Origin of the sequence: Kitasatospora sp. NPDC093102 (assembly GCF_040683915.1) — a bacterium.
In the GTDB taxonomy this organism is placed as follows: domain Bacteria; phylum Actinomycetota; class Actinomycetes; order Streptomycetales; family Streptomycetaceae; genus Kitasatospora.
In genome coordinates this window covers 1-14,623 of record NZ_JBFBFA010000063.1, presented here as the reverse complement: position 1 = coordinate 14,623, position 14,623 = coordinate 1, and the positions used below count along the sequence as shown (strand labels likewise).

4 protein-coding genes and 1 pseudogene are annotated in these 14,623 nt (G+C 74.1%); 3 read left to right on the top strand and 2 right to left on the bottom strand.

From position 1 onward, the window contains the following. Together AB0O11_RS36425 and AB0O11_RS36420 are read right to left on the bottom strand one after the other, a co-directional pair. A pseudogene (locus AB0O11_RS36425) lies at nucleotides 1-6,532 on the bottom strand (hypothetical protein); the annotation flags it as partial. A gap of 100 nt (nucleotides 6,533-6,632) precedes the next feature. Then, nucleotides 6,633-10,145 (bottom strand): right-handed parallel beta-helix repeat-containing protein, encoded by a 3,513-nt coding sequence (locus AB0O11_RS36420; RefSeq protein WP_363395959.1) that lies wholly within the window; start codon nucleotides 10,143-10,145, stop codon nucleotides 6,633-6,635. A gap of 217 nt (nucleotides 10,146-10,362) precedes the next feature. On the opposite strand from AB0O11_RS36420, the gene AB0O11_RS36415 reads away from it, so the two are divergent. The 3 genes from AB0O11_RS36415 to AB0O11_RS36405 all read left to right on the top strand — a co-directional run bounded on the left by AB0O11_RS36415 (nucleotide 10,363) and on the right by AB0O11_RS36405 (nucleotide 14,511). Further along, on the top strand, nucleotides 10,363-10,845 hold the full coding sequence (locus tag AB0O11_RS36415; RefSeq protein WP_363395956.1) for a YbaB/EbfC family nucleoid-associated protein: 483 nt from the start codon (nucleotides 10,363-10,365) through the stop codon (nucleotides 10,843-10,845). A gap of 95 nt (nucleotides 10,846-10,940) precedes the next feature. Then, a complete protein-coding gene (locus AB0O11_RS36410) occupies nucleotides 10,941-11,378 on the top strand; it encodes a hypothetical protein (RefSeq protein WP_363395953.1) in 438 nt (145 codons plus the stop codon). 121 nt (nucleotides 11,379-11,499) lie between these two features. Beyond that, complete coding sequence (locus AB0O11_RS36405) at nucleotides 11,500-14,511, top strand: hypothetical protein (RefSeq protein WP_363395950.1); 3,012 nt, start codon at nucleotides 11,500-11,502, stop codon at nucleotides 14,509-14,511. Nucleotides 14,512-14,623 lie beyond the last annotated feature (112 nt).

The window sequence follows — 14,623 nt, the reverse complement described above, 5'->3', positions numbered from 1 at the left end:
CAAGAACCTCCCGACCCTGCCGGTTCACCTCCGTCACCCTGTCGGAACGATTCGGCCCCAGACCGCCACCAAGGACCTCCCCCGACCCGCCACCACCCGGCGGCCGAACAGGCGTCGACCTCGACGGAGCCGGGGCAAGAACCTCCCGACCCTGCCGGTTCACCTCCGTCACCCTGTCGGAACGATTCGGCCCCAGACCGCCACCAAGGACCTCCCCCGACCCGCCACCACGCTGCGTCCGAGCGGACGTAGACCTCGACAGGGTCGGCGGGCTCACCGGCTCCCTGACGCCGTTGGCGGCGAACGGCGACCTGTCCTGACGCGTCGTCCCCGGGTGCTGGTTCCTGTGTTGGGCGGCAGCGGGGGCCGGCCGGGTGGGCCCGGGGTTCCCGGGCTGGCCTCCGCGGGTCGGAGACGGCTGCGGGCCCTCCGTGATGTTCGGACGGGCCTCGGCCACCCGCCGATAGCCATCGTCGTACTCCGGCCCGCCGGGAACCCGCTCCCGCTCCCTGAGGGCCCGTCGCGGGGCGCGGGGCACAGGCGCTGCGGTCTTCCCTTCCAGCGTCAGGAGCGCTCCGAGTTGGCGTCGGTCCAATCCCGGTAGTGGGAGCAGCTTCCGCTCGAACGCCAGGGCCACAGCGGGGTGATGGGGCGGGAGCCTGAAGGTCGCCTCCGCCTGCGCGTAGAGGAGGGCGCCACGTCGGACAGTCCCTTCGTCGGCGTACTGGCCGGCGGCGGAACGCGCTTGCTCCCGGAAGGCGGTCAACTTCGCACGGTCAGGGAACCCTTGGTGCCACTGATCGACCTGCGCACTGATCGGACTCATGGCCGGGTCGGACAGCGTGTCCGCGACGAGGCTTCGCTCGTTGCCGTAGCGCTTCACCAGATCGGCCACCAGGTGGTCGCCGACCTCGCCGCTCATTCCCCGGTGAGGGGACGCCCCCTGCCCTGCCTGCAGATCGAGGAATCCGAGGCTGTTGGCCAGCCGGGGCCCGATGACCGCCCTGGCGTCAGGGGTGACAGGGACTCCCCCCTTGGCATTCCAGTCGTCGAGCATGCGGTTGGCGCGTGCCACCAGGTCCCGTGAGTGCAGGGTGGATTGCCCCGCCATCCAGCTGAACTCGCGGTCGGCCATGGGCGACGGCGTGCCGGTCGCCACCGCGTGGGCGAAGCGGAGCTGGGCCTCGTATTCCGCATCGCCCGCGGCGGCCCGTGTCAGCGGATCGTCGTAGTGCGGGGTCAGCGTCACGCCGTCCGCCTCGCTCGCCAGGTGCCGGCGGAGGAGGAGCTCGCCGGCCCCGCGGGTGCTGGGGTGCTGGCGAAATGCCGGGCCGGGCGTGGCGAGCTCGATGCCCGACATCCCGGCGTGGCCGAACAGGACGATGGCCCGGTCCAGGAGCGGATCGCCACCCTCGGCCCGCGGCTCGTACCCGAGATCCCGCAACAGGTTGGTCGCCTCGGCCCGGTACTGGGAGCCGACCGCGGGATCGCGCATGATCTCCCCGATCTGCTCGGCGATCCTGTGCGGGGTGTCCCCGCCGACCCGGTCGGCGAGGTAGCGGATGTCCGCCGGATTCGCCACCCGCGACTCGATGACGGCGTCGGCCGGCCAGCCTGCCGCAGCAGCCGCCTGCTGGTCGGCCTTCCGTTCCGCGTCGGTCATGGCCTCCGCGATGGCGGTGTACTCGTCCTTCGGCTCGCCCAGTCGGCCGGTGGCGACAACGGTCCCCGCGAGGGCTTCCAGGGTCTGGAGGTCCTCAGCCGAGGCGTGTTCCGCGCCCTGGCCGGCCTCGCCGCTCCCCGCACCGTGGTCCGCCTCCTGGCGCATCGCCGCGGCGTGCTGCGCCATGTCGGCCGCCAGGCGCTCCTTCTGTGTACGGGTGCCGCGGAAGCCGTAGTCGTCGAGCACCCTGGCCGCGGCGTCGACCCGCCGGACGGGTTCGGCGGAAGGCTGTGGGGCGGTGACCGTCGGGCCGAGCAGGTCGGGCACGCCGTCGGGCTGGGGAGCGTCCCCGGCCGGGTGCGCCTCCGCGCCCGCCAGTCCGTCCACCGGTGCCGGTGCCGGTGCGTCAACCGGAAGCTCCCTCGGCTCGAACACGAAGGCCGTGTTCTCGGCACCGCCCTCCGTGACGACCGGCAAGGACGGAGTCTCCCCGCCACCGGCCTCCACGGGCCGCGACTCCGGGGACGCCACCGCGCCCGGCGCCGCCTCCGACGGCACGACGCTCTCGTGAACGTCGCTCAGGATCCGCTGCTTGCCCGCCTCTGACGTGTCGGCCTCCCCGGGTTCGGAATGCGCGACGGTCGGCTGCCGCTCCGTCTCGGTACCCTCGGGCCGCACCTCCTCCTCGTTCGCACGCTCCTCCGGCAACGCCTCCGTGTACGTGTCCTCCGCAGCCTCCTGGTTCACCGACAGACGGGCATCGTCGTGCTCGACCGGAGCCTCTGTCGACAAGGTCTCGGCGGCGGAGACCGGACGCTCAACAACCGGACCGCCCTCAGCCGACGGGACCAGATGCTCGTACAGCCCTTGCAGGACCTCCACCTGCCCGCCGACCGGCAGTTCACCCAGAACATCCAGATTCTGGAACGCACTCACCAACCGCCGCTCGGCAGCCACATCCGCCGGCCACGACGTCGGGCTCCCCGTGTCACCGAGTCCCAGCGCCTTCGCATAGGCAACCCGCGCCTCCGCCACCTCGTACGGCAGCCGCGCCTCACCGTCCGTATCCGCCCACTCCAGCAGCAGCCGCACCCGAGGATCCTCCGGCAGCGGATCAAACGGAACGGGCACCTCGACCACCGGCGATTCATCCGACGGCACCGAGCCGACAGAGACCGGACGCTCAACAAGTGCCTCGCCCTCGGCAGGCAGCGGCGCCGTCTCGCCGCCGACCGGAGCCGGTCCCTCAGCCGGAAGCCCCTCCGGCTCGAACACGAAGGTCGTGCCCTCTGCACCGCCCTCCGCACCGGCCGACACAGGCCGCGGCTCCGGGGACGCCGCCGCGCCCGGCGCTGCCTTCGGCCCCATGAAGGTCTCGTGAACGCCCCTCAGGATCTGCTGCTTGACCGCCTCCCTCAGCTCGCCGTCCGCCCGGAGTTCGAGATGGGCGATGGTCAGCCGCCGCGCCTTCTCGGCATCGTCGGGCCACGCCACCCCCTCGCCCGCACGGCTCTTCGAGAACGCCTCCGCGTACGCGGCTCTCGCAGCCTCCTGGTTCTCCGGCAGATGGGCATTTTCACCCTGGGCCATGTCGACGTAGTAGCTCACCGTCTCGCCCAGCATCTCCGGGCCGAGCAGGCCGCCGCCCTCGACCGGCGACTCAGCCGACGGCACCGAGCCGACGGAAAGCGGGCGCTCGGCAACCGGACCGCCCTCGGCAGGCAGCGGCGCCTCTTCACCCCTGCCCGTCCATGCGAGGGCCTGCTTCACCCACTGGTCCACGTCCGTCGGATTCTCCGGAGCAGGAACGTCGTTCTCCGAGGTCGCGGTCCACGGCACCGGCTCGGCAGGGACCTCGTGCTCCCCTACCGTCCGCGGGACGACGCCCTCCGCAGCGACCGGCTCGGCAGGGGCCTCGTGCTCCCCTACCGTCCCCGGGACGACGCCCTCCGCAGCGACCGGCTCGGCAGGGACCTCGTGATCCCCTACCGTCCCCGGGACGACGCCCTCCGCAGCGACCGGCTCGGCCGCCGGCGGCGCCAGGACCCGCTGGTACGCCTCGCGGAGGAGCTGCTGACGACTGCTCGGGTCAGCGGTCGTCCGCACGATCCTCTTGTACTCGGCCTCCAGCACATTCTCGTGGTGATCGAAGACGTCCAAGTCGAACGTCTGCTGACTGCCCTCCAGGGCCCCGACATAAGACTGCCACACGAACTCTTCCGGTCCGGTACCGATCCCGGAACTGCTTGCGGCCCCGGGGGGAACCGCCGCCTCCGGCTGCGTGGCCGAGGAAGCGCGGGAGGACTCGCCCGGGTGCCTCGTGAACAAGCCGCGCAAGAACTTCCCGGGCCCCGCGCCGTACAGTCCGCCCGCCAGGCGGTCGGCCGCGGTGGCCGGGAGGCCGGCGGCGTGGCGGAATGCCGCCATGGCATCGTCGTCCCCGGCGATCGGGTGGTCCGCCGGGTGGGAGCGTTCGCCGTTGAGCACCTGGTCCGCGCGAGTCGTACTGTCGGCCAGGCGGTGCACGGCCAGTTCCCCGGCGAACGCGGACCGGAGCTTGACCACGGCAGCCGGCTCGGGGGTCTCGGCCAGCGGCGCGGGGCGGTCGGGGGCGGCCACGACCGAGTTCAGCGCGAGGTCCAGCTGGTCCCGGTGCCCCTTGGGCAGTGCGTCCCACCAGGTCTGCAGCTTCTCGTGCGACAGTTCCCCGACCTCCCGCACCAGCGGATGGTTCTGGGCGTTCTCCACGGCCTGGCGCCAGTTCGCCTGCTTGCCGCGCCAGTCCCCGGGCCCGTACTGCGGCGCCGGTCGGCCGCTCGGGGCGGCGGCCCGCGATTCCGCGGCCTCGGCGGTCGCGCTCGCGGTCTGCGGCTCGGACGCCGCCTGCTCCCTGGCCGTCACCTCCGTGCCCGACGGCCTGGTCGAGCGCTCCAGCGGCTTCTCGCCCGCGCCCGACTCGGTGCGCACTGCGGTCGGACGTTCGCGCCCCGGCACGGATGAGCCGCCCTCGGTTCGGACGGGCGAGGGCTGTCCGGGCACCACGGCATCGCGCGGCCCGGTGGCGGCAGCGACGGCGGGGAGGGCGGTACGGGCCTCGCCCGCGGCCGGAGTCGGCTCGGCGGGACGGTGGACCGCCCCCGGCATCGGGGCCCCCGGAGCCGGGGCATCGGCCGCGACGGGCTCGGTGTGCGGGGCTACGGACGCGGGCTGGTCCGCCACCGTGTGCTGCCCGGCGGAGACCTCGGAGGTGGCAGGCGGCTGAGCCGAAATCACCGAATCGGCCGCCGCGTGATGCGTCGCGGCCGTCACCGGCTCGACGCCCGGGGGCGGAGCGACGGTCGTGGTGCCCACGTCGCCCGGGTGGAGGGGGGCGGCGGTCGGTGTGTGGGCCGTCTCGACGGGGGCGAGGCCGCCGGGCCGGACGCTCGCCGGAGTGTCGGCGTGCACGGGCGACGGGGCGCCGAGGTGGTGCTCGGCCGTGGCGGGGCCGGAGGTCGGACCGGTGTGCTCACGCCCCGTGGTGGGGGCCACTGCACCGGGCTGGGGTGCCCCGGCCTCGTGCGGCACCGGCGGAGCCTCGACATGCGGCGCGGCCGGAGCCACACGCGGCTGGGGCACGGGTGTGTTCTGCGACTCCTGGTGACCGGCCACCTGGCCGGCCGGCGCGGGTTCCGGCACTACCGGTTCCGGCATCACGGGCTCCGGCAGCGCGCCGTGTTCGGGGGCCGGGGCCCGGTCCGGACGCACCGGTGGCACCGGCGCACCCGGCTCCGGCCCCGCCCCGGGCACGTGGTCGGGGGCGGCCGGTCGCGGGGCCGGTTCGACGACCGGTCCGGCGGGCGGCGCCGGCGCTTCGACGGCCGTGTGGTGCTGCTCCACGGCCGGCGGGAGCGCGAGTTGCTCGGGGCCGGGGACCGGTTCCGCTCCGGCGCCCTGGTTCATCCCGTGTTTGATCTGGGTGTAGTGGTGGAGGCCGCCGCCGATCAGGCCGGTGCCGGCACCGGCCGCGGCGGCCAGGCCGAACATCGACGGGTCCCACTGCCCCTCCCAGGCCGCGGAGACCACCGCACCCGCCTCACCACCCACCACCCCGCCCAGCGCCCCGCCCGCCAGCTTGCGCAACAGCTCCGGCGCGGCCACCTTGTTACCCAGGCCCCGCCCGACCGGATCCCCCAGACCACCCGCCAGCCCGCTCAGCCCCGACAGCCACAGCGACGTCAGGTCGAACCTGCGCCGGTACTTGCCCTGCTCGATCGCCTGGATCCCAGCGTCCTGCACGACGGCGAGCTCCGTACTCGCGCGCGCCTCCACCAGCAGATCCCCCACGATGTCCATCACCGACCGCCGCCCCCCGGCCAAAACCCCCGGGATCAGCGACGCCGACGCCCCGGCCGTGGCCGCCGCCGCCCACACCAACTGCGCGACCATCCACAGCGTCATCACCGCCGTGCACCGCATCGACCACTGCGCGTAGTCCACCTGCAGCGCCTGCTCCTCCAGCGCCCCCGCACCCTCACGCAGACTCCGCGCACCCCCGCGCGCACCCTCACTCACCCCCTCCGCGGTCGCCGACACCATCTCCCGCGCCCCCGGAGACGTCACCGACAACCCGAACATCGACCGCTGGAGGGAGGACGTGTGCTCGTCGACGGCCGACGCCGCCGTCCGCAACGCACCCGCACTCGACAACAGCCCCTCCGGATCCACCTTCGGGTACGAGCCACCCGACGCCGCGCCCATCAACGCCGCCCAGTACCCGGGCACGTCCTTGCCCGAGGCCCCGAGATTGAACAGCCCGGCGAACCAACTGTCCACAGAGGTACTCGGCATCACACACCACCCAACGCAAGGAAGCTGCTGCCCCACCATGTGCCACGGCACCGCGGGGAACGGGGCGAACAGGGGACTTCGCCGAGGGACAGAACGCGACCGGCCTGAAGCGGGGTTCACCCCTGCCGTGCGCGAACCGTCACAGGTAGGCCTGGTCCGGTACCAGTTCCTCGACCTGTGCCTGCCGCGGAAGCGGCTGAGCCTCCCCGGAATCCGGTGCGGGAGCCGGTGCGGGTGGCGTCGTCGCCGCGGGCGGGTTCGCGCTCTCGCCGCGACGCTGGAGGTGCCCCGCCGGCAGATCGGCCGGCAGGAGGCCCCGCAGGTCGGCCAGGGTGGGCTTGGGGATCCGCCGCACCCGGCCCGCCTGGCGGGTGATCATCTGCTCCAGGATCTGCCGGGCGAAGCGGCCGTTGCCCTGAGCGGCGCCGTTCCACGTGCCGAAGGCCTCGACCAGTCGCTTCCGGGTCTCCTCGGTGAGCTGGTAGCCGGACTTCTCCGCGTGCTGGGCGAGGATGACGGTGAGCTCCTGCGGGTTGTAGCTCTCGAATTCGATCCACTGCGAGAAGCGGGAGTTGAGGCCCGGGTTGGAGTCCAGGAAGCGGGCCATCTCCTCGGTGTAGCCCGCGACGATCACCACCACCTCGTCCCGGTGGTCCTCCATCAGCTTGACCAGGGTGTCGATCGCCTCCTGCCCGAAGTCCCCGCCGCCCCCGGTGCGCGGGACCAGGGTGTAGGCCTCGTCGACGAACAGCACGCCGCCCTTGGCCCGGTCGAAGGCCTCCTTGGTGAGCTGGGCGGTGTGGCCGACGTAGCGGCCGACCAGGTCGGAGCGGCCGCACTCGACGACATGGCCACTGGCCAGCATGCCCATCGCGGTGAGCAGCTTCGCGTACAGCCGGGCGATGGTGGTCTTGCCGGTGCCGGGCGGGCCGGAGAAGACCAGGTGGCGGCTGATGGCGGCGGGGGGCAGCCCGGCCGCCTCGCGCTGACGGGACATCGCGAGCAGGTCGATCAGGTTGCCGACGTCGGCCTTGACCGCCCGCAGGCCGATCATGCCCTGGAGTTCGTCCAGCAGGTCGGAGAGCAGGTCGTGGTCGATCTCCCGGGCCCCTGCGCCGACCCCGCCGCCGGCCTGGGCGCCGAGGTCCTCGGGCAGCAGCCGGGTCAGCTCGCCGGCGGTGATCTCGGCCTGTTCGGCCAGCCGCATGGCCTGCCGGTCGACCATCTCCTCGAAGACCTTGCGGGCGGTGCGCCCGTTGCCGAAGTCCTCGCCGCGCTTCATCTCCCGGAAGTACCGGCCGAGCGCGGTGCGGGTCTCGTCCTCCAGCTCGTAGCGGTTGCTCCCGCACATCAGGTCGACGATGGTGACCATCTCGTCCGGGTCGTAGTCCTCGAACTCGACGGTGCGGGTGAAGCGGGAGGCCAGGCCGGGGTTGGTGGCGAGGAACTTGCGCATGTCGTGGGTGTATCCGGCGACGACCACCGCGATGTCCTCGCGGTGGTCCTCCATCAGCTTGACCAGGGTGTCGATCGCCTCCCGGCCGAAGTCCGGGCCGCTGCCGCCGCCGCCCTGGGCGAGGGTGTACGCCTCGTCGATGAACAGCACGCCGCCCATCGCCTTCTTGAAGACGTCGCTGGTCTTCAGCGCCGTGCCGCCGACGATGGAGGCGACCAGGTCGGCCCGGGCCACCTCGACCAGGTGGCCCTCGCGCAGCACGCCGAGCGCGGCGAGGATCCTGCTGTAGAGCCGGGCGATGGTGGTCTTGCCGGTGCCGGGGTTCCCGGCGAACACCAGGTGGCGGGACATCGGCGGCGAGGGCAGCCCGACCTCGCGGCGGCGCACGCCGAGCCGGTGCAGGTTGACCAGGGTGGCGACCTCGTTCTTGACGCCCTCCAGGCCGACGAGGTCCTGGAGTTCGGCGAGGAGGGAGTCCAGGGTGGAGGCCTGGAGCACCTGGGGCGGGCCGTCCGGCTGCTCCTCCCGGTCGAACGGCGAGGGCTGCGGCACCGGCTGGGCCGGTGCGCCCCCGGTGGTGGGCTCGCCGATGCCGGTGGTGCCGTAGGCGTCGGGCTCGCCGTTGCCGCGGCTGGCCAGGTTGTCCACTCCGAGCTGGGCGGCCGAGTCGGTCTGGCGCAGCCCGGACCGGGCGTTCTCGGCGACGGTGCAGTCGTTGACCCCGGCCCTGGCCGGTCCGTCGGCCAGGATGCCGTTGAGCTCGTTGCCGGTGAGCTGGCAGCCGGTCAGTTCGGAGGTGCCGGAGCCGCCGAGCCGGATGCCGTTCCCGGCGTTGTCCCGCACCCGGGAGCGGGTGGCGGTCAGCCGGCCGGTGCCGAGCACGGCGACGCCGTCGGTGCCCGCGCCGGAGACGTCGCAGTCGCGCAGCGAGACGGCCGAGCCCTCGGCCGCCACCACCCCGCCGCCCTGGTTGTCCCGGAAGCTGGAGCCGGTCAGGTGGGGGTTGGCGCCCTCCGAGGCGTGCAGTCCGGCCAGCCCGGTGAGGGCGATCTCGCAGCCGTCCAGCTTGGCCTGGGCCTGGCCGACCAGTTCGACGCCGTGTCCGGCGCAGCCGCTGATCGAGGCCTTGCGCAGCAGCGGGTTGGCGCCCTCGCTGATCGAGACGCCGTGCGCCCCCGTGTCGGAGATCCGCAGCTGTTCGAAGCGCCCGGCGGCGCTCTCGGTGACGACCAGTCCGGCCCCGCCGGTGTCGCGGATCAGCAGCTGGTGGAACGAGGGGTCGGCGCCGCCGCCGATCCACACGCCGTCGCCCTGCTGGTCGGCGACCACGCACTCCTCGTAGCGGCCGCGCGAGCCGTCGCCGATCTGGAAGGCGTAGCCGGCGGCCTCGCTGACCCGGGTGCGGCTGAGGAACGGGTCGCAGCCGGCGGCGACCACGACGCCGTGGCCGCCGGTCCCGGCGACGGTGCAGTCCTCCAGCGTGACCTGCTCGCTGCTGCCCAGGTAGACGCCGGTGCTGCGGACGGTGTGCACCCTGGTGCGCACCAGGCGGGTGCTGCTGCGCGCCTCCAGGGCGACGGCGGGCTTGTCGGTCTCGGTGATCTCGCAGTCCTCGATCACGCCGCGGGCCTGGCCGTTGGCGCACAGGCCGTTGCCCCGGGTGTCGCGCAGCACGGTCTGGCGCACGGTCGGGTTGCCGCGCTCGGCGATCACCAGGGCCGAGGTGCCGATGTTCTCGACGGTGCAGCGTTCGATCAGGCCCCCCGAGTCGGACATGATCACGACACCGGCGCCGTTGGGGTTCTCCACCTTGCAGTCGCGCATGGTCAGCACGCCGGTGCCGCGGGCCAGGACGGCCGCCCAGGCGTTGCCGAGCACCTCGCAGTCGTCCAGCAGCAGGGCGCCGATCGCGGCGTCGACGGCGGCGCAGTCCTGGTCCTGCGACTCCAGGAGCAGGCCGACCAGCTTGGCGTCCTCGGCCCCGCCGAGCACGGCGTTGCCCTGGGGGGTCGTCAGCCGGACCGTGCCGCGGCCCTCCTCGGCCCGGATGGTGACGTTGTGGTGGAGGGTCAGGGCCTCCTGGTAGGTGCCGGGTGCCACGCTGATCACCGCACCGGGGTTGGCGTGCCGCAGGGCTTCGGAAATCGTCCGGTGGCCCTGCGGATGGAGCGAACTCACGGTCAGCAACTGCGTCATGCGAAACAGTCCTCGGGGGTCGGCGGGTGACCCGGGCAGGGTGGGGCGCCCGGTCCCGCCTGTCACTTCCCGGTGTCTCCGGACAGTACGGTGCCGCCCCGACCTCCGGTTCAGTGCCTGAACCACCGGCGCTCCGCCGCCCGTACCCCCTGGCGAAGCCCGTTTGCCCCGTCAGCCCGATCGGACTCCGGTCGGCATCCACGAGTGAGGAAGCCCCATGGCCGAGGAAGAGCCGAAGGACGCCCACCGCCCGCCGAGCCTCGGCGGTCACGGGCTCGCGAACGTGATGGAGATCTTCGTCCGGAACGTCACCGAGCAGCACAAGCACATGGAGGAGTCGCAGGAGAAGCTGCGCCAGGCGACCGGCAAGGCCACCTCGCCGAAGCGGCAGCTGACCGTGGTCTGCGGCCCCCAGGGGGAGCTCAAGGAACTCACCTTCCACGACACCTCCTACCGCGAGATGTCCAAGGTCGAGCTGAGCAAGCTGATCGTGGACACGGTCGCCAAGGCGCGCACGGACGTCGGTGCGAAGGTCAAGGAGATCGTCGCGCCCGCCCTGCCGGGCCGGCTGGACTTCGACAAGCTCCAGCGCGGTGAGTTCGACATCACGGACCTGATCCCGGACGGCGTGGTGCCGGACGAGACGCTGGACCGGATCAACGACCGGATGGCGGAGCGCAAGCGCAACGGCCTGGTCTGACCGCCGGAGCGCGTCCGTCCCCTCGACCCCGTCAACTGCGGCAACCCCGTCAACCCCGTCAACCCACCGACCGGACACCGGTCATGGAGGATCCCATGCCTGCTGTGAACAACTCCGACCACCGCGTCACCGAGTACAACCCGGAGGCCTACGAGGCCGCGGGCCAGGTACTCGACAGGGCCGCCGCCGGCTTCGTCGAGATCCACGACCAGATCGCGGCCGGCTTCCTGCAGGCCTACGACAGCCTCGGCGAACCCGGCAACCCGACCGCGGACGAGATCCGCAAGCTGATCGACGGCTACCGGCCCGTCCAGTACGCGGTCGGCGAGCTGCCCGACACCCTCAAGTCCGCCTCCCACGCCGTCCGCAACACCGGCGGGGCGTACGAGGAGGCCGACAAGGGCGCGCACCGCGCGGTCGTCGGCACCGACCACTTCCCGACCCACGTGTCGCCGACCCCCGGCGCCCCGACCCACGAGCCGTCGGCCCAGCCGGGCCGCCGACCGACCACCCACACCCCGCCTGCGGCCTGACGGCCGACCGGTTGTCCGGTGCCCCGCGCGGACTTCGCGCGGGGCACCCCGCCCGGCCCCGTGCCGTACCGACCCCGTCCCGCGTGCCCGGCGCGGATCGCGCCACCCTCCGGAGGAGTGGATGACCACCACCGCACAACCGACCGGTCCGGCGACCGCCGCTCCGGTCGGGTCGGGTGGGTCGACCATCCACCGGGTGGGCCCGCACCTGGTGATCGCCCCGGCGGGCGAGCTCGACCCCGGCCTGCTGGAGGTCGTCTCGGCCATCCCCGACGACCCGGAGCTCGTCACGGTGGTCGCCGCGGCCTCGGACGCGGGCACGGTGCTGTGGAACCGGCTCGCGGACATCGCCGAGATCGTCGACCTGGAGGGCGGGTCGGCCCTGCTGCTGGCCGCCTCCGGGCTCGGCACCCCGACCGCCGTCGGCCTGCGTCCCGGGCAGCGGGTGGCGGCGGCCATCGGGGTTCCGGTGATCGCGCCGGACGGGCTGGTGTCGGTCCGGGCGGACGGGTCCGTGCTGGTGATGCCCGCCGGAGCCGCCGCGGCCGACGGCGGCGAGGCCGCCTGGTGGCTGTGCCGGCCGTACGGCCCGGCCGAGCAGCTCGGCCCGGTGTGGCCGCCGGTCGAGCCGGAGGGCGCCGCTCCCGAGGAGCCCGACCCGTCGGCCGGGGAAGACGAGTTGACCGGGCCCGACGAGGAGGCCCGGCCGGAGACCACGGAGGAGGGATCGCTGGTGTCCCCGCTGCCCAGCGGCTTCTGGATCAAGGACGGCGGCCCCACCGGGGTTCCGTCCGCCGCACTCGCGATGGCCTATGCCGGGCCGGACGTCCAGCTGGCGGTGCTCGGCACGCCGGAGCGGCCGGAGCTGGACGGGTCCGTCCTCGGCGCCGCCCTGGACGCCCTGCCCGAACTGGTCGAGGGCACGGTGTTCTGCGCTCCCTGGGCCGATCCCGCCCAGCTCACCCGGATGGCCACCGGCCTGGCGGAGCTGCTGGGCCGCACCGTCCCGGTCAGCATCGGCCTGCCGCTGCGCGAGGCCGAGGACCGGGCGGACCTGTGGATGGTCGACGGCGAGGGGATCCCGCGCTGGAAGCCGTACGTCACCGAGCTGACCGCCCACCATCAGCGGCGCCGGGTCAAGGTGACCGGCTGGCGCGCGCCGCTGCCCGGCCTGCGCCGGGAGAGCCCGGCCGTCTACTCCGCCTTCCCCGGCTGGCAGTTGGAGGCGGTGCCGAGCGGCGTGTGGCTGCGGCACGCCGGTGCGCCGGCCGACCGGTCGGCGCGGCTGCGCCCGGCGGGCCCGGACCCGGTGATCGTCATCGGCGAGGCCGGGCAGACCGTCGGCCCCGACTCCCTGGCCGGCATCGGCAAACTGATCGGTGAACTGCGCTCGGCCCACCCGGCCCACCGGCTCGGGCTGATGGTCCAGGGCGTCCTCGCGCGCGAGGCGGAGGCCGTGGCCCGGTTCATCGCCCGCCACCACGACCTGGACTGGATCGTTCCGGCCCCGCGGACGGCCGTGCCCGCGACCACGGACCCGGCCACGCCGCCCGCTCCCCCCGTACCGCCTCCGTCGCCCTCGGGCTCGGGCGACGGAGGCCCCACTCCCCCGCCGCCGGGTGGCGGCGGGCCCGCGAGCACCGATCCGCTGCGGGCCCTGGCGGCTCCCGCTCCGATCAGTACGGTGTCGGGCGGGAGCCCCGGGACGGGCGGCGCGCCGTCGCCGCGGGCCGCCGAGGCACCTCCGGCGGCGCCCGTCCCGACCGCCACCGCCGCTGCCACGACTCAGGTCGCGGCTCCGGTGGCCGCTGCCCCGGCCCGGTCACCGTGGGCCCCGACCGTGGCGGCTCCGGCCGCCGAGACCGCGCCCGAACAGCCCCCGGCCGAGCCCGAGTTGCCGCCGGCACCGCGCCCGGTCGCCACCGAGACGCACCCGGTGCCCGAGCCGGCCGCCGTCGAGCCGGCCGAGGCGCCGGGCCCGCCGTCCCCGGCCTCGCCGGTGCACCCGGAGCCGATCCCGGCCAGGTTCCAGAGCTTCCCCCAGCCCGCCCCGCCCTCCGCCCAGCCGGAGCCGGAGCCGGAGCCGACGGCACCACCGTCCGCCGTCGAGACCCCCGCGCCCCCGGCCGGGGTGGGCGCCGCCCCCGAACCGGAGCCGACGCCCGAACCCGCCCAGCCCGCCGCGCCCTGGTGGGCGGACCAGGCCGCCGGACCGGCAGGCCCGGCCGTCCAGGCCTCCGAGCCGGCGCCCGCGCCCACCCCGGCCGACCCGACGGAAGCCCACCCCGCGCCCGCCCCCGTCCCCGCACCGGCGGCCCGGCCCTCGGCGCCGGCCGGCAGCAGGCTGTTCACCGCCGAGGAGGTCCCGGCGCCCGAGCGGGTCAGTTCGGCCGGCGACCGGGCCGCCGTCAAGGAGCGTCTGGGCAACCACTACCTGCGCCACGTCAGCAAGATCGACATGGTCGCGACCCGGCTGCCCACCCTGCGGTCCTCCGCCGCCGAGGACATCAAGCCGGACCTGGTGGCCGTCCTGCTGCACCACACCGACGCCGGCGTCCCGGTCAACCGGACGGAACTGGCCCGCATCGCCCGGAGCGGGCAGGCGGCCGGCCTCGGGCCGTACCTCACCTGCCTGGGTTCCGGGCTGCGGCGCCTTCCCAGCTACCACGGGATGGTGCTGTTCGGCGGGAGCCCGAGCGAGCAGCAGCTGGACTGCTACGTTCCGGGCGCCCGGCTGTTCGAGCCGGCCCCGCTGACCGGGCTGCCGCTGGCCCAGGTGCAGCTCGGCACCCCGGTGGAGTTCGCCGTCTGGTCCTCCACCGGGCGCCGCACCACGGTCTTCGAGGAGCGCCGGGACGCGCTGCCGGAGGTGGTCTTCCCGCCCGGCACCTGCTTCACGGTGGTGGACGTGGTCCGCCCGCAGCGCCCCGGCGTGCCGCTGCGGGTCCTGCTGCGCGAGTCCGACTCGGCCCGCACCGCGGGCTCGACCCCGGAGCGGGAGGCCGAGCGCGACCAGCAGGCCCGGACCAGGCTGCTCGAATGGATGCAGCACCGGGACGCGCTGACCGAGGGTCAGCTGATCCCGGTCCCGAGACCCGAGCGCTACCTCGGCGCTCCCGGCCTGACCGGCTGACCGTCCCCCACCCCGGCCCTAGGTTCTGTCCGGTCGATCATGAGCGGAGCCAGATGGCCAGGGCGGCGACCGTGACCGTGCCGAGGAAGACATAGACACGTTTGTCATATCT